Raw genomic sequence first — 21,620 nt, forward strand, 5'->3', positions numbered from 1 at the left:
ATGAACCTGTCCCCTCTCAATCGCCGACGCTTCGAACTGTTCAAGGCCAACAAGCGTGGCTGGTGGTCGCTGTGGCTGTTCCTGATCCTGTTCGGGCTGAGCCTGGGCGCCGAACTGATCGCCAACGACAAGCCACTGGTGGTGCATTACGACGACGGCTGGTATTTCCCGGCCCTCAAGCGCTACCCGGAAACCACCTTCGGTGGCGAATTCCCCTTGGAAGCCAACTATAAAAGCCCGTACATCCGCGAACTGCTCGCCGCCAAGAACGCCTGGGTGCTGTGGGCGCCGATTCCGTTCAGCTACCAGAGCATCAATTACGATTTGAAGGTCCCGGCCCCCGCGCCGCCCTCCTCGGTGAATTGGCTCGGCACCGATGACCAGGGCCGCGATGTAATGGCGCGGGTGATCTATGGCTTTCGCATTTCGGTGCTGTTCGCGCTGACGCTAACGGTGCTCAGCTCGATCATCGGCGTGATCGCCGGCGCCCTGCAGGGCTTCTATGGCGGCTGGGTGGACCTGGCCGGCCAGCGCTTCCTGGAAATCTGGTCCGGGCTGCCGGTGCTTTACCTGCTGATCATCCTCGCCAGTTTCGTCCAGCCGAACTTCTGGTGGTTGCTGGGCATCATGTTGCTGTTTTCCTGGATGAGCCTGGTGGACGTCGTGCGCGCCGAGTTCCTGCGCGGGCGCAACCTGGAATATGTGCGGGCGGCACGGGCGCTGGGCATGCAGAACGGCGCGATCATGTTCCGCCACATCCTGCCCAATGCCATGGTCTCGACCATGACCTTCATGCCGTTCATCCTCACCGGCGCCATCGGCACCCTTACCGCCCTGGACTTCCTCGGTTTCGGCCTGCCGGCTGGTGCGCCGTCCCTGGGCGAACTGGTGGCCCAGGGCAAATCAAACCTGCAGGCGCCGTGGCTGGGTATCAGCGCGTTCGCCGTACTGGCGATCATGCTGAGCCTGTTGGTGTTCATCGGCGAGTCCGCTCGCGATGCCTTCGATCCGAGGAAGTGATATGAACCAGGACAATCTGATCGAAGTGCGCGATTTAGCCGTCGAATTCGTTGTCGGCGAACGCCGCCAGCGCGTGGTTGAGGGTGTCAGCTTCGACATCAAGCGTGGCGAAACCCTGGCGCTGGTAGGCGAAAGCGGCTCGGGCAAATCGGTGACGGCGCATTCGATCCTGCGCTTGCTGCCCTACCCGCTCGCCCACCACCCCAGCGGGACCATTCGCTACGCTGGCCAGGATCTGCTGGGCCTGAAGGAAAAAACCATTCGCCATATCCGGGGTAACCGGATCGCGATGATTTTCCAGGAGCCGATGACCTCGCTCAACCCTTTGCACTGCATTGAAAAACAGATCAACGAGGTGCTCGGTATCCACAAGGGCCTGACCGGCAAGGTCGCGACCCGACGTACCCTCGAACTGCTGGAGCTGGTCGGCATCCCTGAACCGCACAAGCGCCTCAAGGCCTTGCCCCATGAACTGTCCGGCGGCCAGCGCCAGCGGGTAATGATCGCCATGGCCTTGGCCAATGAGCCGGAGCTGCTGATCGCCGACGAACCGACCACCGCGCTGGACGTCACCGTGCAGCTGAAAATCCTCGACCTACTCAAGGAATTGCAGGCGCGATTGGGCATGTCGCTGCTGCTGATCAGCCACGATTTGAACCTGGTGCGAAGAATTGCGCATCGCGTATGTGTCATGCAGCGCGGTTGCATCGTCGAACAGGCATCGTGCGCAGAGTTGTTTCGCGCGCCGCAACATCCGTACACTCGGGAACTGCTGGCCGCCGAGCCCAGCGGCAACCCGGCGACCAACGTCGTCGGCCCGCCGTTGTTGCAGGTCGAGGACCTGAAAGTCTGGTTTCCGATCAAGAAAGGCCTGTTCAAGCGCACGGTGGATTACATCAAGGCCGTGGACGGGATCCGCTTCAGCCTGCCCCAGGGCCAGACCCTGGGCATCGTCGGCGAGAGCGGTTCGGGTAAGTCCACGCTGGGGCTGGCGATCCTGCGGTTGATCGGAAGCCAGGGCGGGATTCGCTTCGAAGGCAAGCAGCTCGACAGCCTGACGCAACAACAGGTCCGGCCATTGCGCCGGCAGATGCAAGTGGTGTTTCAGGACCCGTTCGGCAGCCTGAGCCCGCGGATGTGTGTGAGCCAGATCGTCGGCGAAGGCTTGCGGATCCACAAGGTCGGCACCGAAGCCGAACAGGAACAAGCGATAATCGCGGCATTGAAGGAGGTAGGCCTGGACCCGGAAACCCGGAACCGCTACCCCCATGAATTTTCCGGAGGGCAACGGCAGCGTATCGCCATCGCCCGGGCCCTGGTGCTCAAGCCGGCGTTGATTCTGCTGGATGAACCAACGTCAGCCCTGGACCGCACCGTGCAACGCCAAGTGGTGGAGCTGTTGCGGTCGTTGCAAACCAAGTACAACCTGACGTACCTGTTTATCAGCCATGACCTGGCTGTTGTCAAAGCGCTGAGCCACCAGCTGATGGTGGTCAAGCATGGCCAAGTGGTCGAACAAGGTGATGCCCGCAGCATATTCGCCGCGCCGCAACACCCCTATACACAGCAGTTGCTGGAGGCCGCTTTCCTGGCTCCAACAACTGCCGAATAACCTGAAAGAGGAGCAACACATGGGTTTTCTCGCCGGTAAGCGCGTACTGATCGTCGGTGTCGCCAGCAAGCTGTCCATCGCATCCGGCATCGCCGCCGCCATGCATCGCGAGGGCGCTGAGCTTGCCTTCACTTATCAGAACGACAAACTCAAGGGTCGTGTCGAAGAGTTCGCGCAAGGCTGGGGTTCGAGCCCTGAGCTGTGCTTCCCGTGCGACGTGGCCAGCGATGAAGAAATCGCCAAGGTCTTCGAAGCACTGAGCAAGAAGTGGGACGGCCTGGACTGCATCGTGCACTCCGTAGGCTTCGCCCCGGGCGACCAACTGGACGGCGACTTCACCGAAGCCACCACCCGCGAAGGTTTCCGCATTGCCCACGACATCAGCGCCTACAGCTTCGTGGCCCTGGCCAAGGCCGGTCGCGAAATGATGAAAGGCCGCAACGGCAGCCTGCTGACCCTGTCGTACCTGGGCGCCGAGCGCACCATGCCGAACTACAACGTCATGGGCATGGCCAAGGCCTCCCTGGAAGCCGGCGTACGTTACCTGGCCGGTTCCCTGGGCCCGGACGGCACCCGCGTCAACTGCGTATCGGCTGGCCCGATCCGCACCCTCGCCGCTTCCGGCATCAAGAACTTCCGCAAGATGCTGGCCGCCAACGAAGCGCAAACCCCGCTGCGTCGCAACGTCACCATCGACGAAGTCGGCAACGCCGGCGCCTTCCTGTGCTCGGACCTGGCGTCCGGCATCAGCGGTGAAATCATGTACGTGGACGGCGGCTTCAACACCACCGCCATGGGCAACCTCGAAGAGTAATCTTCACGTTGCAACAAAAACGCCGCTTGCCCTGGAAAGGCCAAGCGGCGTTTTTAATTCGATTTTTGTGGAATGGCCAGCAGCAGCGAGGCGAAGGAAAACAGAAACATCAACGCCGCCAGCACCCCGGATACGGTGTCGTACGAGTAGGCCAAGGAGACTACCCCACCCAAGAGTGACGTAAAAAATAGCGGAGCATTGGCAAATACATACACGCCAATACGCAGTGTGAAAGATCGATGCCTGAGAAACTGCTGGGCGAAACTGCCTAATCCCGTCAGGGCCACAGACGTCGCAGTCAGCATGATCAATATGACCAAGTACATCGCAACTGCGGGAACTCCTTGAGTATCGTTGGGGTTCTCAGGGTTCTCCATCACAGTGTCCGCTGGAAAAAAAAACAGCATTGCGCACGCTGCCATTATGCAAATGATAGCGCCCCCCAGTCCTTTCTCTTCGCGCAACATCGTGGGTCACCTTGAAAAATTAATGGGAAGCTCGCCAGTAATTCGTATTTCATAATCCTGCGCTCGGGCAACTCGCCCCACTTGACGCAGCGCAGTCGTCACCTTTTCATCAAATACCGGACGATGATTGCTGGCATTCGCGTCGTAGCGATCCGAGAAAGCTTTGGCAGTACCGGTAAACTTAAGGCTACCTGATGTATTGCGAATCACCTTACCGGTGATTTGAAGCGTGATGTTTCCAAGATAGATCCTTGCGATATTCGAGTCTTGAGCTGTGGAGTAAGGAACCTTCAGATCTACAGTGGTTACTCCTATTCCGGCGGTGTTGATAACCGCCATCAAGTCGGGAATTTTATTCGGCGCCGGGCTGATTCCCGTTCGGTCGAGTCGAACGCTGGCCGGTTTACCTTTCCCGAGTAGCCAATGGCTTATAGCTTTGAAAGGAGTGAAAACGCCTCCAGAAAACTCCTGCTCGATAGCCAATTGTTCTATTTTTTTGATCTTCGCCCCCTCCTTTATCCCGAGCCTCCAGGCACTGGCTGTGTCAAGCTTGGAGTTTTTCAGCATCAATAAATCAGCGCCGTGTGCGACCTTCAATTCACCAATGATGATACCGTCCAGTCCATAACGTACAGGTGAGTTATTACGCATGGCTACAAGATGGCGCCCCAGCATTTGAGGCCAATGACCTCGTGCGTACGCCACGTTGCGTTCTTCGATCATTTTTCCAATCATCGCCATTGGGGCAGGTGATGGAAGTCCTCTCCCGCTTCCGCGCGACGTGCCGAACTCATCGGGATAAACAAATGTGATGGGTAATTCATTGTTCATAGGGGTACCAGTCAAGTCGAATGATCGATAACGCTGCGGTTACAAGTCAGCATTACGCCGCGTAAAACTCATTCTGCGTGCTTACCGCACCCCTCGTGCGGTACATATGTATCGCGTTGTGCCGGTTAAAATGTCGCGCTGTTTATAACCGCGCCTTCGAACTCAACCCCTTCAATACCCCTCCGGAAACGTCGGCAACGTCACCAGGGGTAGCATTCCAGCAGCTTTCGAAACGCATAAAAAAACGCCGCTTGCCCTGGAAAGGCCAAGCGGCGTTTTTTGTCTTCCGTAAATCCCTTCTCAGTGCCGTCCCTGCTTCTGCGCATACATCGCCGCATCCGCGTCGGCCAACAGGCTGTCGATCGATGCGTGCCGCTTGGGGTCGTATTCGATCTGGCCGACGCTGAAGCGAATGTCATAGCCGCGCTGCAAGGTCGCGTTGCGCTCTTCCGGGATCTCCCCGAGCCGCGCCATGATCGCCGCGGTCTCGACATGGGAAGCGCCGGTGAGCAAGGCGACGAACTCATCGCCGCCCAGGCGACCGATGACATCGCTTTCGCGAAAGGCGATACGCAGCACGTCGGCAAAGGTTTTCAGGGCGCTGTCACCCTCGGCATGGCCGAAGCGGTCGTTGATCGGCTTGAAGTCATTGAGGTCGAAGAACAGCAACGTGGCCGGTCGCGACAGCCGATTACACACGCCCAGCGCATGCTGGGCCAGCGTCTTGAAGCCTCGCCGGTTGGACAACAGCGTCATTTCATCCATGCTCGCCATCTGCACGGCAATCATTTCCTGCTCGGCCATGCTTGCCAGGTCGCGCAGCATTTCGCGTTCGTCGTCGCTGAGCTTTCGCGGCTTGGTGTCCAGCAGGCACAAGGTGCCCAACTTGCTGCCATCCTCCAGGCCCAATGGATGCCCGGCGTAGTAGCGAATACCCGGCCTGTCCGTGACCAGCGGATTGTCGTAAAACCGTTCGTCCTGTTCCGCGTCGCAAATCTCCAGGATTTCATCCTTTAGGATCGCATGTCCGCAGAAGGAAACCTCGCGCGGGGTTTCACTGGCGTCCAAGCCCGCATTGGACTTGAACCATTGCCGGTTGGCATCCACCAGCGACACCAGGGCAATGGGCACGTTGAACAAGCGTCGGGCGAGACGGGTCAAGCGGTCAAATCGTTCCTCGGGTGCAGTATCCAGCAGCTTGAGCGACTGCAGGTGCTTGAGACGGACGGCTTCATTGTCCGGTTTGCGTGGTTCAAGCATCGTGAGCTCCGTTGGCGAGACTCACTGCAGTCTAGTTCACTGCCGTAGCGAACTCGAACAGCATTTTGCGGCGCAGGCTAATACAATCAGGCACAGCCCATCACACAGGACACGGACGATGAAGCCTGCCCAACATGACGCCGCCCCGCGTTTCTGGCGCGACGCGGCCCTGCCCTTCATCGAGGCGCGGGCCATCGCCGATGGGCGCAAGGTCTGCTATTCGCGTCACTCCCACGATCATTTCTCCATCGGCGCGATCACGGCCGGGCGCAGCACCTACTTGCATGAGCAATCGCGATTCCAGGTGCGCAGCGGGACGGTGGTGCTGATGAACCCTGGCGACGTGCACGCCTGCAACCCGATCGACGATCAGCCTTGGTCCTACGTGATGTTGTATGTCGACACCCACTGGCTGCGGGATTTGCAACGCCGCATTGGCTTTGATCCGTCGCTGGATTTCCAGGCGTTCGACACCACCCACAGCCGCGATGCCGCGCTCTACTCGGGGTTGTGCGGCCTTTATGAGCGGTTGGTGGATGAACAAGTCGGTACTGGCGACAAGCAAGCCGCCGTCGAAGCATTTTTCACCGACCTGCAGCATCGTCTCAACCCGGCCGGGCGCCCGGACCGGGGCAGCCATCCGGCGCTGATGCGGGCAGCGCAGTTTATCCATGATCACTGCACCGAAGCCCTGAAGCTCGAAGACATCTGCGCCTTCGCCCAGCTATCGCCATCCTACTTGAGCCGGGCTTTCAAGCGTCATTACGGCATGACGCCCCACGCCTTCCTGATCAACCGCCGCATCCAGTTCGCCCGCCAACAATTGCGCGAAGGCAAGTTGATCGCCGACGTGGCGCTGGACAGCGGGTTCGCCGACCAGGCGCATTTCCAACGGGCGTTCAAGCAACACCTGGCAGCCACGCCGGGGCAGTACCGCGGCTGATTGGCTTGTAGCGCTTCATCAAGGCAGCAACAGATACACCGCACTGGCGACCAGCAATGCCGCCATCGCCCGGTTGAACAGGCGCATGGTCGCCGGGTTGCCCAGCCAGGTACGCAAGAAACTCCCGGCATAGGCCCAGCAGCCCACCGAGACGTAGCAGATCACCAGGTAGATCGCCGCGAACTGCCACACCAGTAGCGCCTCGCCGTCAGCCACGAACGCCCCCATTCCCGCCACACAGGCCAACCAGGCCTTAGGGTTGAGCCATTGCATCAGCGCACCGTAGAACATCGTCGGCGCGCGGCCCTCGTCCCGCTCGCCCAGCTCACCATCGTCGATCGCCAGTTTCCAGGCCATGAACAACAGGAACGCTACGCCGGCCCATTGCACCACCCGGGTCAGGCCCGGCCAGCGCTGCAACACCTCGTGCAACCCGAGGCCCATCAAGACCAGCAACAGGACAAACCCGAGGGTGGCGCCGGCTACATGACGCAACGTGGCCCGAAAGCCATACCGCGCCCCGGAGCTGAGGGCGACGATGTTGACAGGGCCGGGCGTGATGGAGGCGACCAGGGCAAAGGCCGCCATGGAAAAAACAAGGCTCATCGCATACCTACTTCATTTGAGTGGGAAGGCTGCCAGGCTAAAGTACGGTGCCGGACGGGTATTGAAGAAAACTGCCTTGTCTTCGAACCTCATCGCTCTTTTTTACGCAAATTTTACGCGGCGAACGAGGGACCAAATCGATACTGTGCCACTCTTCCAATCAGGCGTTTCCCATGTCCATTGCGGTACTGCGTCTCATCGGTTTCATCCTCGGTATTTTCTTGACTACCCTGGCGGTCAGCATGGTGATCCCGCTGTTGACGCTGATCTACTACGACCGCAACGATGACGTGTCGGCGTTCCTCTGGTCGAGCCTGATTACATTCGTCTCTGGGGTTGCGTTGGTAGCCCGAGGCAGACCGGAACAGGCCCAGATGCGCCCCAGGGAAATGTACCTGCTGACCACCGCCAGCTGGGTCGTGGTTTGCGCCTTCGCCGCATTGCCAATGGTGTTCATCCAGCACATCAGCTACACCGATGCGTTTTTTGAAACGATGTCGGGCATCACGACCACCGGCTCGACCATCCTGACTGGCCTGGACACGGCATCCCCCGGCCTGCTGATCTGGCGCTCGATGCTGCACTGGCTCGGCGGGATCGGCTTCATCGGCATGGCGGTGGCGATCCTGCCGCTGCTGCGGGTCGGCGGCATGCGACTGTTCCAGACCGAATCATCGGACTGGTCGGAAAAGGTCACGCCGCGCTCTCACGTCGCGGCCAACTACATCTTATGGATTTATGTCGGGTTGACAGCCCTCGCGACACTCGCGCTGTGGCTTGCCGGCATGACCCCATTCGAGGCGATCAACCATGCGATGTCGTTGATTTCCACCGGCGGCTTTTCCACCTCGGATTCATCCCTGGGGCACTGGCCGCAACCGGCCATTCATTGGGTGTCGGTGGTCATCATGATGGCGGGCGCGCTGCCCTTCACTCTGTACGTCGCGACATTACGCGGCCACAAGCGCGCATTGCTCAGGGACCAACAAGTCAGGGGGTTCGTCGGTTTCCTGGTCATCACCTGGCTCGTGGTCGGGACCTGGCTGAGCTTCAACAGCGACCATACATGGTGGGACGCGGTCCGCATCGTAGCCGTCAACGTGACGTCGGTGGTCACCACCACGGGCGTGGCACTGGGCGACTACAGCCTGTGGGGCAGCTTTGCCTTGATGTTGTTCTTCTATCTGACATTCGTCGGCGGTTGCTCGGGATCGACCGCCGGCGGACTGAAAATCTTCCGTTTCCAGGTGGCCGGTGCGTTGCTAAAGAGCAGTCTGAAACAACTGATTCATCCCCGGGCGGTGATTCAGAAAAAATACAATAACCACCCCATCGACGAAGAAATCGTCCGCTCGCTGCTGACGTTTTCGTTTTTCTTCACCGTCACCATTGGCGTGATCGCCCTGGGGCTGGCGCTGATCGGCCTTGATTGGACAACGGCCCTGACCGGCGCGGCCACCGCAGTCTGCAACGTGGGGCCAGGACTGGGTACGATCATCGGTCCGGCTGGCAATTTCTCCACCTTGCCGGACGCGGCAAAATGGCTGCTGACCATCGGCATGCTGCTGGGGCGATTGGAGATCCTGACAGTGTTGGTATTGTTCACGCCGGTGTTCTGGAGATACTGAAAAAATTCACTGTCGATTTTTCGGTGGAGTCGGCCTGGGCCCGGTTCTATGCTCACCCCATGAACCTACAAGACACGCTACTGCCGCCGCACGCCGAAATGGTCCGCGCCATGCTCGAACGAGACACCGCCTACGAAGGGGTGTTTTTCACAGCGGTCAAGACCACCGGTATTTTCTGCCGCCCCAGTTGCACCGCCCGCAAGCCGAAACCAGAGAACGTGGAATTCTTCGCCCATGCCGACGAAGCCATGTCCGCCGGCTACCGCGCCTGCCTGCGCTGCAAGCCGTTGGATGCCGCCGCGATCGCCCCCGACTGGGTCCAGGCGCTGCTCCAGGCCGTGGATGCCCAGCCGGACCTGCGCTGGACCGATGCCCTGCTACAGGAACGAGGCATCGAACCGCTGAAGCTGCGCCGCTGGTTCAAGCAGCACTTCGGCATGACCTTCCACGCCTACCTGCGCACCCGGCGCCTGGGCATCGCCCTGGGCGGTATCAAGGAAGGCGCCTCGATCGACAACGCGGCGTTCGATTCCGGCTACGAATCGCTGAGCGGCTTTCGTGACGCCTTCGTGAAATCCTTCCACATCACGCCGGGCCGCGCCGGCCTCAGCGAGCCGTTGCTGTTCACCCGCCTGACCACACCGCTGGGGCCCATGCTGGCCATGGCCGAGCGTCATGGCCTGGTGCTGTTGGAGTTCCTCGACCGCCCGGCCTTGACCAAGGAACTGGAAGAATTGCGGCAACGCTACGGCTACACGGTCGCGCCGGGGCACAACGCTCATCTGCAACAGATCGAACGCGAGCTGGCCGACTATTTCGCCGGGAAGCTCACATGCTTCACCGTCCCGCTGCACATGCCCGGCAGCGCCTTCGCGGCGCGGGTCTGGGCGCAGTTGCAGAAAATCCCCTACGGCGAAACCCGCAGCTACGGTGCCATCGCCGCCGCCCTGGGCAGCCCCGGTGCCAGCCGCGCCGTGGGCTTGGCCAATGGCCAAAACCGCCTCGCCATCATCATCCCCTGCCATCGGGTGATCGGGGCGGATGGCTCGTTGACTGGCTATGGTGGCGGTCAGCCGCGCAAGGCGTTTCTGTTGCGGCTGGAGAGGGCCGCGGTGCAGGTTTCCCTGCCGCTGGCGTTTTGAACGATGCCCCGGACAAAGACCTGATGCCTGTGCCCTATCACCAAGCGACGGCATTCCTGGCAAACCTTGACGAAGACTGGCGACGCCATGTCGAGGCGACCGGCCCCTGCCTGCTGCAACCCAAGCCGGCCCGCGATCCCTATGAGGCGCTGGTGCGGGCGATTGCCTATCAGCAACTGCATGCCAAGGCCGGGGATGCAATTCTCGGCCGGCTGTTGGGGCTATTTCCCCAGGGGACCTTCCCGCGGCCCGAGCAAATACTGGCGACCGACGTTACGCAGATGCGCAGTTGCGGCTTTTCCGCCAGCAAGACCGCGACCATCCAAGGCATCGCCCAGGCGGCGCTGGACGGGATCGTACCGGATTACGCCACGGCGCTGGCCATGGACGATGAAGCGTTGATCGAACGCCTGGTCACCTTGCGCGGCGTCGGCCGTTGGACCGTGGAGATGCTGCTGATCTACAGCCTGGAGCGGCCCGACATCTTGCCAGCGGACGATTTCGGGGTTCGCGACGGTTATCGGCGGCTCAAGGGACTGGACGCTCAGCCGAGTCGCAGGCAGATGATCGACATCGGCCAGGCTTGGAGCCCTTATCGGACCGTCGCGGCGTGGTACTTGTGGCGGGTGCCTAACCGCTGACCGTCTAAACTATCCGGGTCATTTCAATTCGGACCGGAGGCAACCATGCAGCTCGAAGGATCCTGCCACTGCGGCGCCGTAACGTTCAGCCTGGACTGCGTTCACCCCTACCCCTACCAGCGCTGCTACTGCTCGATTTGCCGCAAGACCCAGGGCGGCGGCGGTTATGCGATCAACCTGGGGGGCGACGCGAAAAGCCTGAAGGTGCAAGGTCGCAAGCACATTACGATCTACCATGCGCGCCTCAAGGACGAAAGCGACAAGCGGTCCCACCGCAGCAGCGCCGAGCGGCATTTCTGCTCACTGTGCGGCTCGGGATTGTGGCTATTCAGCCCGCAATGGCCGGAGTTGATCCATCCTTTTGCCTCGGCCATCGATACACCGCTGCCGGTGCCGCCGGAACACACCCATCTCATGCTCGGTTCCAAGGCGCCGTGGGTCGAAGTCGAGGCGCACCCGGGCGACCAACAATGGGAGGTGTATCCAGAGGAATCGATTGCCCAATGGCATGAGCGCCTGGGTTTGACCCGTTAGGCTGGCACGCCGCTGTGGAACCGAAACTCCGCGTCCGCCGACTCGATCAGCTCGCGCTCGGCGGCACGGACTCGGTCGATGACCTGGGCAATGTCCTTGGCGTCACCGTATTGGTAGGCCAGTTTCAAGTAACCCTGGAAGTGCCTGGCTTCGCTTTTCAGCAGGCCGAAATAGAACTTGCCGAGCTCCTCATCCAGATGCGGCACCAAGGCCTCGAAACGCTCGCAACTGCGGGCTTCGATGAAGGCGCCGACCACCAGCGTGTCCACCAGTTTCACCGGCTCGTGGCTGCGCACCACCTTGCGCAAACCCGAGGCATAGCGTCCGGCGGAGAGCTGGCGCAACGCGACCTTGCGCTTTTTCATCAAGCGCATGACTTGCTCGTGATGCACCAGCTCTTCCCGGGCCAGGCGCGACATCATGTTGATCAGGTCGACATGGGAGTGGTACTTGGCAATCAGGCTCAGGGCGGTGCTGGCGGCCTTGAACTCGCAGTTCTTGTGGTCGATCAGCAACGTTTCCTGGTCGGCCAGCGCGGCCTGGACCCAGGCATCGGGGGTGCGGCAGCCGAGGAATTCGTGGATTTCGGGAAGGATCATGGGGCTCACGGCAAGAAGGTAGTCGAGCGAAGGGCGCCGATTATACCGGCCTGCCCCCAGACCACCAGCCACCGCTGTTGATATGCATCAAGTCGACGGACCGTTCATAGCAACTATAGTTGAGCAACGCAGTGCCTTTTCATTGCTGGAGACACCGATCATGCAAGCCATTCGCAGCATCCTGGTGGTCATCGACCCCGAACATTCGGAAAGCCTGGCACTCAAGCGCGCCAAACTGATCGCCGGCGTGACCCAGGCGCACCTGCACCTGCTGGTGTGCGACAAACGGCACGATCACGCTGGCATGCTCGGCGTACTGAAGGCGGCCTTGGTGGCGGACGGCTACAGCGTCACCACCGAGCAAGCCTGGAACGAAAGCCTCTACGAAACCATCATTGACGTGCAGCAGGCCGAAGGGTGCGGCCTGGTGATCAAGCAGCATTTCCCCGACAGCCCGTTGAAGAAGGCCCTGTTGACACCCGCTGACTGGAAATTGCTGCGCCATTGCCCAACCCCGGTGCTGCTGGTCAAGACTACGGGCTCCTGGAAGGACCGGGTCATCCTGGCCGCCGTCGATGTCGGCAATGCCGATGGCGAGCATCGCCACCTGCACTCCACCATCATCGATCATGGCTATGACATTGCCAGATTGGCCAAGGCGCACCTGCATGTGATCAGCGCCCATCCGTCGCCGATGCTCTCGTCCGCCGACCCGACCTTCCAGCTCAAGGAAACCATCGAGGCTCGCTATCGCGAGCAATGCCGCGCGTTCCAAGCCGAATTCGATATCGATGACCAACACCTGCATATCATGGAAGGCCCGGCGGACGTGCTGATTCCCTTCATGGCCCACAAGCTCCAGGCGGCGGTCACGGTGATCGGCACCGTGGCCCGCTCGGGTTTGTCAGGGGTGCTGATCGGCAACACCGCCGAAGCCGTGCTCGATACCCTGGAAAGCGATGTGCTGGTGCTCAAGCCGCAGGAAGTCGAGGATCACCTGGTGGAGCTGGCGGTCAAGGAATGAGGCGCGGACGATAAGGCTGTTGTGGCGAGGGAGTCCCCGCCGCGTCGCCGACGCTGCGCTGTCGCGCAGGGAACAGGTCTTGTGGCGAGGGGATAACGGTCCAACTGAGCCACACTGCAGCCTGTTGAAAAGTACTTTAAAAACATGGATTTGTAATTTGTTCCATAAGGGCTTGCTCCCGCTCGGCAGCGCAGCAGACGCCTGGATTTTCCAGGTTCAGGAATTATCAGGATCAAGAGCGAGGGTCGCTTCGCAACCCAGCGGGAGCAAGCTCCCTCGCCACAAGAGCTACCTGGTCCAAAAACTAAAAGTAACTTGCCACACATGAAGGCCTGTCAGCCGCCGATCGCATCCTTGAGAAACCCCGGCGCGATGTAGCGCTGGTAATGGGCTTCGGACAGCAGGAAAAATTCCCGATCAATGGCATCACGCAGGTCCGGCAGCTCCCAATCGCGAAATTCCGGCATCAGCACCATGCCGTAGGCTTCGAGGTTGTTGATTACTCGCGCGCCCCGGGCGATCAACTGGTAGGCCCAGCAGTATTCCGACTGGTGGGGCACGAAGCGGATCTTGCGTGTCTCCAGTTGCTGGCGCAGCAGGCCCGGGTCGAACACCTCCAGCTTGGCCACCATCACCTGCACCAACAGCTGCTCCAGCCGCATCCACACCGCGCGTTTTTCCTCCTCGTTGTAGCCGTTCCAGTGAATCACTTCGTGGTGGAACCGCTTGCAACCACGGCACACCAAGTCACCGTAGACAGTGGAACAGAGGCCGACGCAGGGGGTCTTGATGAGCTGGTTGGGCATAGGTAACGCACACGCAAAAAAACAGGACAGGCCGGCATGTTAGCCCTTTGTCTAAGATTGATCACCCCTTCAAACTTCATGGGCCAACTTACCTTTAATATTTTTTTCCCGTAGAATCAGCCAGCCTTTTAAGGCGCCAATGTCCGTTAGAAGCTGTTTTCAAAGCGTCACGAGCACAGTCGTTCCTTCAGAGCGGTGTTGGCGAAGGGTCTTTCCAGCGGGGAAAGCCCAACGCCAACCCTCATCAGCTCCCGTTCTGCAGGCGTAAAACTTTGAAAGCAGCTTCTGTGAGGAACTCCGGCAACTCTGGCGTGGAGGCCCAAAAGGCCCCTGACGCGCATGAGTGCCGTGAGTTTCTGGATGAGCGTCCCGGACACCCATTTGGGACCACTGATGAGGGTAATAACTGTGCTTGAAGCCTACCGCAAACATATCGAAGAGCGTGCAGCACTGGGTATCGTTCCCCAGCCGCTTAACGCCGAACAAACCGCAGGCCTGGTCGAGCTGCTGAAGAATCCCCCGGCTGGCGAAGAAGCTTTCCTCGTTGACCTGATCACCAATCGCGTTCCGCCTGGCGTCGACGAAGCCGCCTACGTCAAGGCCGGTTTTCTCTCCGCACTGGCCAAGGGCGAAGCCCAGTCCCCTCTGATTGACAAGAAGCGCGCGGTCGAACTGCTTGGCACCATGCAGGGCGGCTACAACATCGTCACCCTGGTCGAGCTGCTGGACAACGCCGAGCTGGCGCCGGTAGCGGCCAAGGAACTCAAGCACACCCTGCTGATGTTCGATGCGTTCCATGACGTCGCTGAAAAAGCCAAGAACGGCAACGTTCACGCCAAGGCCGTGCTGCAATCCTGGGCCGATGGCGAGTGGTTCAAGAACCGCCCGGTGCTGGCCGACAAGATCAGCCTGCGCGTGTTCAAGGTGACTGGCGAAACCAACACCGACGACCTGTCCCCTGCCCCTGATGCCTGGTCCCGCCCGGACATCCCGCTGCACGCCCTGGCCATGCTGAAAATGGCCCGTGACGGCATCGTCCCGGACGAGCAAGGCAAGACCGGCCCGATGAAGCAGATCGAAGAGATGCGTGGCCAAGGCTTCCCGATCGCCTACGTCGGTGACGTGGTCGGTACCGGTTCGTCGCGTAAATCGGCAACCAACTCGGTGCTCTGGTTCTTCGGCGATGACGTTCCGTACGTCCCGAACAAGCGTGCCGGCGGCTTCTGCTTCGGCAGCAAGATCGCGCCGATTTTCTACAACACCATGGAAGACGCCGGCGCCCTGCCGATCGAATTCGATGTGTCCAACATGCACATGGGCGACGTGATCGACCTGTACCCGCATGCTGGCAAAGTCTGCAAGCACGGCACCGATGAAGTCCTGACCACCTTCGAAATGAAGACTCCGGTCCTGTTGGACGAAGTCCGCGCTGGCGGCCGTATCCCGCTGATCATTGGCCGTGGCCTGACCGAAAAGGCACGCGCCGAGCTGGGCCTGCCACCGTCGGAGCTGTTCAAGAAGCCTGAAGCACCGGCCGAAAGCACCAAGGGCTTCACCCTGGCGCAGAAAATGGTCGGCAAGGCCTGCGGCGTGACCGGCGTTCGCCCGGGCACCTACTGCGAGCCGAAGATGACCACCGTCGGTTCCCAGGACACCACTGGCCCGATGACCCGTGACGAACTCAAGGACCTGGCGTGCCTGGGCTTCTCGACCGATCTGGTGATGCAGTCGTTCTGCCACACCGCGGCTTATCCGAAGCCGATCGACGTGACCACCCACCACACCCTGCCTGACTTCATCATGACCCGCGGCGGCGTGTCCCTGCGTCCGGGCGACGGCATCATCCACAGCTGGCTGAACCGCATGCTGCTGCCGGACACCGTCGGCACCGGTGGCGACTCCCACACCCGTTTCCCGATCGGCATCTCGTTCCCGGCCGGCTCCGGCCTGGTGGCCTTCGCCGCCGCCACCGGCGTCATGCCGCTGGACATGCCCGAGTCGATCCTGGTTCGTTTCAAGGGCAAGCTGCAACCGGGCGTCACCCTGCGTGACCTGGTCCATGCCATCCCTTACTACGCGATCCAGAAAGGCCTGCTGACCGTCGAGAAGAAAGGCAAGAAAAACGCCTTCTCCGGCCGCATCCTGGAAATCGAAGGCCTGGAAACCCTGACCGTCGAACAAGCTTTCGAGCTGTCCGACGCCTCGGCGGAACGCTCGGCCGCTGGTTGCACCATCAAGCTCTCCAAGGAATCGATTGCCGAGTACCTGCAGTCGAACATTACCCTGCTGCGCTGGATGATCGGCGAAGGCTACGGCGATCCTCGCACCCTGGAACGTCGTGCCCAGGCGATGGAAGCCTGGCTGGCCAACCCTGAGCTGCTGGAAGCCGACAAGGACGCCGAATACGCCGAGATCATCGAGATCGACCTGGCCGACGTCAAGGAGCCTGTGCTCTGCGCGCCGAACGACCCGGACGACGCCCGTCTGCTGTCCAGCGTTGCTGGCGAGAAGATCGACGAAGTGTTCATCGGCTCGTGCATGACCAACATCGGTCACTTCCGTGCTGCCGGTAAACTGCTGGAGCAGGTCAAGGGTCAGCTGCCAACCCGTCTGTGGCTGTCGCCGCCGACCAAGATGGACGCTCACCAGCTCACCGAAGAAGGCTACTACGGCATCTACGGCAAGGCCGGCGCACGCATGGAAATGCCAGGCTGCTCGCTGTGCATGGGTAACCAGGCGCGCGTTGAACCGAACTCCACCGTGGTGTCGACGTCGACCCGTAACTTCCCGAACCGCCTGGGCGACGGCGCGAATGTCTACCTGGCTTCGGCCGAGCTGGCGTCCGTGGCGTCCATCCTGGGTCGCCTGCCGACCGTCGAGGAGTACATGGAATACGCCGGCAAGATCGACAGCATGGCAGCGGACGTGTACCGCTACCTGAGCTTCGACCAGATCGCCGAGTTCCGTGAAGCGGCTGCAAATGCCAACATCCCGGTCGTTCAAGCCTAACGCTTAAAACGCCCGACTAAAAACGCCGCCCCTCTCGCGAGGGGCGGCGTTTTTTTATGCCTGCCTACAGAGCGGCGCCGGTCAGGCCGTCAGCGAATAGACCAGCGCGGTAATCGCCACCAGACCCACCAGCCCCACGAAGACATTGGACGCCTGGCCGCGATAGCGCGCCATGGCCGGGACTTTGCGGATGGCGTACATCGGCATCAGGAACAAAATCGCCGCAATGACTGGACCGCCGAGGGTTTCGATCATGCCCAGGATGCTCGGGTTGAGCGTGGCGACGATCCAGCACACCAGCAACATGAACGCCGCAGTCAGGCGATCGAGGGTCTTGGCGGCTGGACGGCGTCCGCTCTTGACGATCAGGCCCTTGAGACCTTCGCTGGCACCGATGTAATGGCCGAGGAATGACTTGGAGATCGCCACGAACGCAATCAATGGCGCTGCGAAGGCAATGGTCGGATTGCTGAAATGGTTGGCCAGGTACGACAGGATCGACAGGTTCTGCGCCTTGGCCTCGGCCAACTGCGCCGGGGACAGGGTCAACACGCAACTGAACACGAAAAACAGCACCATCACCACCATCAGCAGATGGGCACGCGACAGGATCTGCGCGCTGCGCTCTTCAGCGCGAGGACCGTAGCGACGCTTCTGATCCACCGCAAACGCCGAGATGATGGGCGAATGATTGAACGAGAACACCATCACCGGAATCGCCAGCCACAGGGTATGCAGCAGCGCCGAAGGCTGCGGCAACGTGGAGGCCGTGGCCAGGATGCCGCCGTTCCAATGCGGAACCAGGAACACCGCCAGGAACAGCAGCGCCACGATGAAAGGATAGACCATCAGGCTCATGGCCTTGACGATCGCCTGCTCGCCGCAGCGGACCACGGCCAGCAGGCCCAGGATCAGCATCAGCGATAGCACGGCGCGAGGTGGCGGCTGCACATGCAGTTGGTGCTCCAGGAAGCTGCCCACCGTATTGGTCAGCGCCACGCTGTAGATCAGCAGGATCGGAAAAATCGCAAAAAAGTAGAGCAAGGTGATCAGCGCACCGGCCTTGATACCGAAATGCTCCTCCACCACCTCGGTGATGTCCGCGCCTTCACGGCCGGACAACACGAAGCGGGTCAGGCCACGGTGCGCGTAAAAGGTCATGGGGAACGCCAGCAAGGCGAGGATCACTAGCGGCCAGAAACCGCCGAGGCCGGCATTGATCGGCAAAAACAGCGTGCCGGCGCCAATGGCGGTCCCAAACAGGCCCAGCATCCAGGTCGTATCGTGGCGACTCCATTGGCTGAGGGTGGCAGGGGCTGTCGTTTCAAAGCGCTCTTCGACGCTATTGGCCTGATCATTCATCCGGTCGGATCTCCGCATTCCGGTCACATGCACCCGGCCGGGACGAGTCGGAAAAACCCGACAGGCAGCGCCCTGGCCGAAACAGGGGCGCGATTGTCCGGGATTCGTGAGCAGAAGCAAAGGCTTAGCTGAAGAGCGGTCAAGCGGATCAGAGGGTTCAAGTTCGAAACGCAAGTCGAAAATCCATGACCGCCAGTGGATCCGAAATGAACAGCTAAAAAGCCCCGCCTCCCGTCCTTCGCCCCCTACAATCAAGTTCATTACCGATGATCAACAAACCGCCCACAGGAGCACAGCATGACCGCAACCGTTCTGGTACTGGTGGAAACTGTCAACGAATACCTGCCGATCCTGGAACGCCAGGGCTATCACCTGGAATTGGCGCCAACCCCTGCCGAACGCAGGACGGCGATATTCGAACACGGCGATCGCTTCAGCGCCGTATTGACCCGCGGCCCGCTGGGTTTGACGGCGGAGGAAATCGCCGCCCTGCCCAACCTGAAAATCATCTGCGTGATCGGCGCCGGTTATGAACAAGTGGACCTGCAAGCGGCCAGCGACCGTGGCATCGTCGTCACCAACGGTGCCGGGGTAAACGCTTCCTCGGTGGCCGACCATGCCATGGCGCTGCTGCTGGCGCTGGTGCGTGACATTCCTCGCGCCGATGCCAGCGTGCGCCGTGGTGAATGGGCGAAAGTCATGCGCCCGTCCCTGGCCGGCAAGCGCCTGGGTGTACTCGGCCTGGGCTCCGTGGGCATGGCCATTGCCAAGCGGGCGGCCCTCGGTTTCGACATGAGTGTCAGCTACCACAACCGCAGGGTGCGCAATGATGTCTCCTATACCTTCTGCGCCACGCCCATGGAACTGGCTCGCGCCTCCGATTTCCTGATCATTGCCACGCCCGGTGGCCTGGACACCCGCCAGCTGATCAACAAACAAGTCCTCAATGCCTTGGGGCCCAACGGCTTTTTGGTCAACATCGCCCGGGCCAGCGTCGTCGCGACTGGCGATCTGCTCAACGCCCTTGAACAACGGCGAATTGCCGGAGCGGCCCTGGACGTGTTCGATCACGAACCCGAGGTACCCGATGCGTTGAAAAAACTGCCAAACGTGGTGCTGACGCCCCACGTCGCAGGCCTGTCGCCGGAAGCGACCCGCGGGACGGTGGAGCTGGTGGGCCAGAACCTGACCGCGTTCTTTTCCGGTAAACCAGTGCTGACCCCAGTGCCATTGCCCGAGGCGCAGATTTGAGCCGAACACTGGCTCAACTCCACCGTTGTCCTCGGGACAGACTGGCAAACCCGCAGGCCATCAGGCCGGCTGATTACCTTGCAACACGCTAACCTATAAGACCCGTGCGTGCTTGTGGCGCCTGCGTCACCCCATTAGATTAGCCAATGATCGATGGCCTCCAAAATAAGCAGAAGGGATAAGCATGGCAGTTACTGATCAGTCCACCCGGGTGCGCGACGGTGAAGAACTCGATGCCAGCCTGATCGACCCGTACCTCAAGGCCCACATTCCCGGCCTGACCGGCACACCGGTGATCAGCCAGTTTCCTGGCGGCGCGTCGAACCTGACCTACCTGCTGGAATATCCCGAACAGGAATTCGTGCTGCGCCGTCCGCCGTTCGGCCACAAAGCGAAATCCGCCCATGACATGGGCCGCGAGTTTCGTATTCTCAATCAGTTGCGCGACGGTTTCCCGTATTGCCCGAAAGGCTATGTGCATTGCACCGATGAGTCGGTGATGGGCGCCGAGTTCTACGTGATGGAACGGGTCAAAGGCATCATCCTGCGCGCCGAGTTGCCGCCGGAACTGGGCTTCGACGCAGCCCGTACCGAAGCGCTGTGCAAGAGTTTCATCGACCGTCTCGTCGAACTGCACCGGGTCGATTACCAGGCGTGCGGCTTGGCCGACCTGGGCAAGCCTGAAGGCTACGTGGCCCGACAGATTCGTGGCTGGAGCGACCGCTACGAAAAAGCGCTGACCCCCGACGCGCCGAAATGGGAGGTGGTGAAGGCCTGGCTCAACGACAAGATGCCCGCCGATCACCCCACCTCAAGCATCGTCCACAACGACTATCGCTTCGACAACGTGATCCTCGACCCGGAAAACCCGATGCAGATCATCGGCGTGCTGGACTGGGAACTGACCACCCTCGGCGACCCGCTGATGGACTTGGGTAACAGCCTCGCCTACTGGATCGAGGCCGGCGATCCGGCGCCGGTGCAATTGCTGCGCCGCCAGCCCAGCCATGCGCCGGGCATGCTGACCCGTCGGGAATTCGTCGATTATTACGCCGAGCGCGCCGGCATGCGCATCGACAACTTCGACTTCTATTACACCTACGGGCTTTTCCGCCTGGCGGGTATTGTCCAGCAGATCTACTACCGCTTCTTTCATGGCCAGACCCAGGACAAACGCTTCGCGCAGTTCGTTCAGATGAACCAGCTGCTGGAACAGATGAGCCTGCAAGTCATCCATAAATCCACGCTCTGAGCGCACCTATAACAAGGAAACAGCATGTCCAAGACTCAGTTGTTCGACCTCGACGGCAAGATCGCCTTCGTTTCCGGCGCCAGCCGCGGCATCGGCGAGGCCATCGCCAAACTGCTGGCCCAGCAAGGCGCCCATGTGATCGTCTCCAGCCGCAAGCTCGACGGTTGCCAGCACGTGGCCGATGCGATCATCGCCGCTGGCGGCAAGGCCACCGCCATCGCCTGCCACATTGGTGAAATGGAACAGATCAGCCAAGTGTTCGCCGGGATTCGCGAGCAGTTCGGTCGTCTGGACATCCTGGTAAACAACGCAGCCACCAACCCGCAATTCTGCAACGTGTTGGACACCGACCTGGGCGCGTTCCAGAAGACCGTCGACGTCAACATTCGCGGCTATTTCTTCATGTCGGTGGAAGCCGGCAAGCTGATGCGTGAAAACGGTGGCGGCAGCATCATCAACGTCGCGTCGATCAACGGTATTTCGCCGGGCATTTTCCAAGGCATCTACTCGGTGACCAAGGCCGCGGTGATCAACATGACCAAGGTCTTCGCCAAGGAATGCGCGCAGTTTGGCATCCGCTGCAACGCGCTACTGCCGGGGCTGACCGACACCAAGTTCGCCTCGGCGCTGGTCAAGAACGACGCCATCCTGAAAACCGCCCTGGCGCAGATCCCCCTCAAGCGTGTGGCCGATCCAAGCGAAATGGCCGGCGCAGTGTTGTATCTGGCCAGCGATGCGTCGAGCTACACCACAGGTGTGGCGCTGAATGTGGACGGGGGTTTCCTGTCCTGAGATGCTCCTCGCAAAAATGAATATTTA

At 60.7% G+C, this 21,620-nt stretch carries 20 protein-coding genes; 13 read left to right on the top strand and 7 right to left on the bottom strand.

What is annotated here, in order from left to right; all coding sequences use genetic code 11:
• The 3 genes from HU742_RS14930 to fabI are packed head-to-tail and all read left to right on the top strand — an operon-like array spanning position 1 to position 3,446.
• Positions 1 to 1,020: an ABC transporter permease gene (locus HU742_RS14930; RefSeq protein WP_186614950.1), complete on the top strand. Its 1,020-nt coding sequence runs from the start codon at positions 1 to 3 to the stop codon at positions 1,018 to 1,020.
• Between the two features lies 1 nt (position 1,021).
• The gene (locus HU742_RS14935; protein WP_186640117.1) at positions 1,022 to 2,632 is read left to right on the top strand and encodes an ABC transporter ATP-binding protein; all 1,611 of its coding nucleotides are present in this window, start codon (positions 1,022 to 1,024) and stop codon (positions 2,630 to 2,632) included.
• 19 nt (positions 2,633 to 2,651) lie between these two features.
• A complete protein-coding gene (gene fabI, locus HU742_RS14940; RefSeq protein ID WP_150802880.1) occupies positions 2,652 to 3,446 on the top strand; it encodes an enoyl-ACP reductase FabI in 795 nt (264 codons plus the stop codon).
• A 53-nt stretch (positions 3,447 to 3,499) separates the two neighbouring features.
• Here fabI and HU742_RS14945 read toward each other — a convergent pair whose 3' ends face one another.
• The 3 genes from HU742_RS14945 to HU742_RS14955 all read right to left on the bottom strand — a co-directional run bounded on the left by HU742_RS14945 (position 3,500) and on the right by HU742_RS14955 (position 6,004).
• Complete coding sequence (locus HU742_RS14945) at positions 3,500 to 3,913, bottom strand: hypothetical protein (RefSeq protein ID WP_186644611.1); 414 nt, start codon at positions 3,911 to 3,913, stop codon at positions 3,500 to 3,502.
• Positions 3,914 to 3,919: 6 nt separating this feature from the next.
• Entirely contained in the window at positions 3,920 to 4,744 is an 825-nt protein-coding gene (locus HU742_RS14950; protein ID WP_186644612.1) for a lipid II-degrading bacteriocin, read from the bottom strand.
• Between the two features lie 300 nt (positions 4,745 to 5,044).
• Positions 5,045 to 6,004 (bottom strand): GGDEF domain-containing protein, encoded by a 960-nt coding sequence (locus HU742_RS14955; protein WP_186644613.1) that lies wholly within the window; start codon positions 6,002 to 6,004, stop codon positions 5,045 to 5,047.
• A gap of 118 nt (positions 6,005 to 6,122) precedes the next feature.
• Here HU742_RS14955 and HU742_RS14960 point away from each other — a divergent pair, with 118 nt between their 5' ends.
• Positions 6,123 to 6,947, top strand: a complete 825-nt coding sequence (locus HU742_RS14960) for a helix-turn-helix transcriptional regulator (RefSeq protein WP_186644615.1) — start codon at positions 6,123 to 6,125, stop codon at positions 6,945 to 6,947.
• An 18-nt stretch (positions 6,948 to 6,965) separates the two neighbouring features.
• Here HU742_RS14960 and HU742_RS14965 read toward each other — a convergent pair whose 3' ends face one another.
• Positions 6,966 to 7,553 carry a LysE family translocator gene (locus tag HU742_RS14965; protein WP_186640112.1) on the bottom strand — a complete coding sequence of 196 codons (588 nt, stop codon included), beginning with the start codon at positions 7,551 to 7,553 and terminating at the stop codon, positions 6,966 to 6,968.
• Between the two features lie 173 nt (positions 7,554 to 7,726).
• Here HU742_RS14965 and HU742_RS14970 point away from each other — a divergent pair, with 173 nt between their 5' ends.
• Genes HU742_RS14970 through HU742_RS14985 form a run of 4 tightly spaced genes read left to right on the top strand, consistent with a single transcriptional unit; the run spans position 7,727 to position 11,498 of the window.
• Positions 7,727 to 9,181, top strand: a complete 1,455-nt coding sequence (locus tag HU742_RS14970; protein WP_186644617.1) for a TrkH family potassium uptake protein — start codon at positions 7,727 to 7,729, stop codon at positions 9,179 to 9,181.
• Between the two features lie 59 nt (positions 9,182 to 9,240).
• Entirely contained in the window at positions 9,241 to 10,323 is a 1,083-nt protein-coding gene (locus tag HU742_RS14975; protein ID WP_186644618.1) for a bifunctional transcriptional activator/DNA repair enzyme AdaA, read from the top strand.
• 23 nt (positions 10,324 to 10,346) lie between these two features.
• Complete coding sequence (locus HU742_RS14980) at positions 10,347 to 10,964, top strand: DNA-3-methyladenine glycosylase family protein (RefSeq protein WP_186644621.1); 618 nt, start codon at positions 10,347 to 10,349, stop codon at positions 10,962 to 10,964.
• Positions 10,965 to 11,009: 45 nt separating this feature from the next.
• Positions 11,010 to 11,498: a GFA family protein gene (locus tag HU742_RS14985; protein WP_186644622.1), complete on the top strand. Its 489-nt coding sequence runs from the start codon at positions 11,010 to 11,012 to the stop codon at positions 11,496 to 11,498.
• Here the strand turns inward: HU742_RS14985 and HU742_RS14990 are convergent.
• A complete protein-coding gene (locus HU742_RS14990; protein ID WP_186640102.1) occupies positions 11,495 to 12,097 on the bottom strand; it encodes a MiaE family protein in 603 nt (200 codons plus the stop codon). The genes HU742_RS14985 and HU742_RS14990 overlap by 4 nt on opposite strands.
• A gap of 160 nt (positions 12,098 to 12,257) precedes the next feature.
• Between HU742_RS14990 and HU742_RS14995 the strand changes: the two genes are divergently transcribed.
• A complete protein-coding gene (locus tag HU742_RS14995; protein ID WP_186640100.1) occupies positions 12,258 to 13,121 on the top strand; it encodes a universal stress protein in 864 nt (287 codons plus the stop codon).
• Positions 13,122 to 13,456: 335 nt separating this feature from the next.
• Here HU742_RS14995 and HU742_RS15000 read toward each other — a convergent pair whose 3' ends face one another.
• Entirely contained in the window at positions 13,457 to 13,927 is a 471-nt protein-coding gene (locus HU742_RS15000; RefSeq protein ID WP_186614915.1) for a DUF1289 domain-containing protein, read from the bottom strand.
• 408 nt (positions 13,928 to 14,335) lie between these two features.
• Here HU742_RS15000 and acnB point away from each other — a divergent pair, with 408 nt between their 5' ends.
• Positions 14,336 to 16,936 carry a bifunctional aconitate hydratase 2/2-methylisocitrate dehydratase gene (acnB, locus tag HU742_RS15005; RefSeq protein WP_186640225.1) on the top strand — a complete coding sequence of 867 codons (2,601 nt, stop codon included), beginning with the start codon at positions 14,336 to 14,338 and terminating at the stop codon, positions 16,934 to 16,936.
• An 81-nt stretch (positions 16,937 to 17,017) separates the two neighbouring features.
• On the opposite strand, the gene HU742_RS15010 is transcribed toward acnB, so the two are convergent.
• A complete protein-coding gene (locus tag HU742_RS15010) occupies positions 17,018 to 18,298 on the bottom strand; it encodes a serine/threonine transporter (protein ID WP_186640098.1) in 1,281 nt (426 codons plus the stop codon).
• A gap of 297 nt (positions 18,299 to 18,595) precedes the next feature.
• Between HU742_RS15010 and HU742_RS15015 the strand changes: the two genes are divergently transcribed.
• The 3 genes from HU742_RS15015 (at position 18,596) to HU742_RS15025 (ending at position 21,593) form a co-directional block, all read left to right on the top strand.
• Positions 18,596 to 19,549, top strand: coding sequence for a 2-hydroxyacid dehydrogenase (locus tag HU742_RS15015; protein ID WP_186644624.1), 954 nt, complete (start codon positions 18,596 to 18,598; stop codon positions 19,547 to 19,549).
• Positions 19,550 to 19,733: 184 nt separating this feature from the next.
• Positions 19,734 to 20,801, top strand: a complete 1,068-nt coding sequence (locus tag HU742_RS15020) for a phosphotransferase family protein (protein WP_186644625.1) — start codon at positions 19,734 to 19,736, stop codon at positions 20,799 to 20,801.
• A gap of 24 nt (positions 20,802 to 20,825) precedes the next feature.
• Positions 20,826 to 21,593, top strand: a complete 768-nt coding sequence (locus HU742_RS15025) for an SDR family oxidoreductase (protein ID WP_003180553.1) — start codon at positions 20,826 to 20,828, stop codon at positions 21,591 to 21,593.
• Positions 21,594 to 21,620: the final 27 nt, after the last annotated feature.

The sequence above is a fragment of the Pseudomonas marvdashtae genome, from assembly GCF_014268655.2.
GTDB lineage: Bacteria > Pseudomonadota > Gammaproteobacteria > Pseudomonadales > Pseudomonadaceae > Aquipseudomonas > Aquipseudomonas marvdashtae.

Excerpts from the sequence above, each read along its gene's own strand:
- HU742_RS15000 (WP_186614915.1), bottom strand. The coding sequence starts at position 13,927 with ATGCCCAACCAGCTCATCAAGACCCCCTGCGTCGGCCTCTGTTCCACT.
- HU742_RS15015 (WP_186644624.1), top strand. The coding sequence starts at position 18,596 with ATGACCGCAACCGTTCTGGTACTGGTGGAAACTGTCAACGAATACCTG.
- HU742_RS14965 (WP_186640112.1), bottom strand. The coding sequence starts at position 7,553 with ATGAGCCTTGTTTTTTCCATGGCGGCCTTTGCCCTGGTCGCCTCCATC.
- HU742_RS15025 (WP_003180553.1), top strand. The coding sequence starts at position 20,826 with ATGTCCAAGACTCAGTTGTTCGACCTCGACGGCAAGATCGCCTTCGTT.
- HU742_RS14975 (WP_186644618.1), top strand. The coding sequence starts at position 9,241 with ATGAACCTACAAGACACGCTACTGCCGCCGCACGCCGAAATGGTCCGC.
- HU742_RS14930 (WP_186614950.1), top strand. The coding sequence starts at position 1 with ATGAACCTGTCCCCTCTCAATCGCCGACGCTTCGAACTGTTCAAGGCC.
- HU742_RS14955 (WP_186644613.1), bottom strand. The coding sequence starts at position 6,004 with ATGCTTGAACCACGCAAACCGGACAATGAAGCCGTCCGTCTCAAGCAC.
- HU742_RS14985 (WP_186644622.1), top strand. The coding sequence starts at position 11,010 with ATGCAGCTCGAAGGATCCTGCCACTGCGGCGCCGTAACGTTCAGCCTG.
- HU742_RS15010 (WP_186640098.1), bottom strand. The coding sequence starts at position 18,298 with ATGAATGATCAGGCCAATAGCGTCGAAGAGCGCTTTGAAACGACAGCC.
- HU742_RS14990 (WP_186640102.1), bottom strand. The coding sequence starts at position 12,097 with ATGATCCTTCCCGAAATCCACGAATTCCTCGGCTGCCGCACCCCCGAT.
- HU742_RS14950 (WP_186644612.1), bottom strand. The coding sequence starts at position 4,744 with ATGAACAATGAATTACCCATCACATTTGTTTATCCCGATGAGTTCGGC.
- HU742_RS14945 (WP_186644611.1), bottom strand. The coding sequence starts at position 3,913 with ATGTTGCGCGAAGAGAAAGGACTGGGGGGCGCTATCATTTGCATAATG.
- HU742_RS14970 (WP_186644617.1), top strand. The coding sequence starts at position 7,727 with ATGTCCATTGCGGTACTGCGTCTCATCGGTTTCATCCTCGGTATTTTC.
- HU742_RS14935 (WP_186640117.1), top strand. The coding sequence starts at position 1,022 with ATGAACCAGGACAATCTGATCGAAGTGCGCGATTTAGCCGTCGAATTC.
- HU742_RS14980 (WP_186644621.1), top strand. The coding sequence starts at position 10,347 with ATGCCTGTGCCCTATCACCAAGCGACGGCATTCCTGGCAAACCTTGAC.
- HU742_RS14995 (WP_186640100.1), top strand. The coding sequence starts at position 12,258 with ATGCAAGCCATTCGCAGCATCCTGGTGGTCATCGACCCCGAACATTCG.
- HU742_RS15020 (WP_186644625.1), top strand. The coding sequence starts at position 19,734 with ATGGCAGTTACTGATCAGTCCACCCGGGTGCGCGACGGTGAAGAACTC.
- HU742_RS14960 (WP_186644615.1), top strand. The coding sequence starts at position 6,123 with ATGAAGCCTGCCCAACATGACGCCGCCCCGCGTTTCTGGCGCGACGCG.
- fabI (WP_150802880.1), top strand. The coding sequence starts at position 2,652 with ATGGGTTTTCTCGCCGGTAAGCGCGTACTGATCGTCGGTGTCGCCAGC.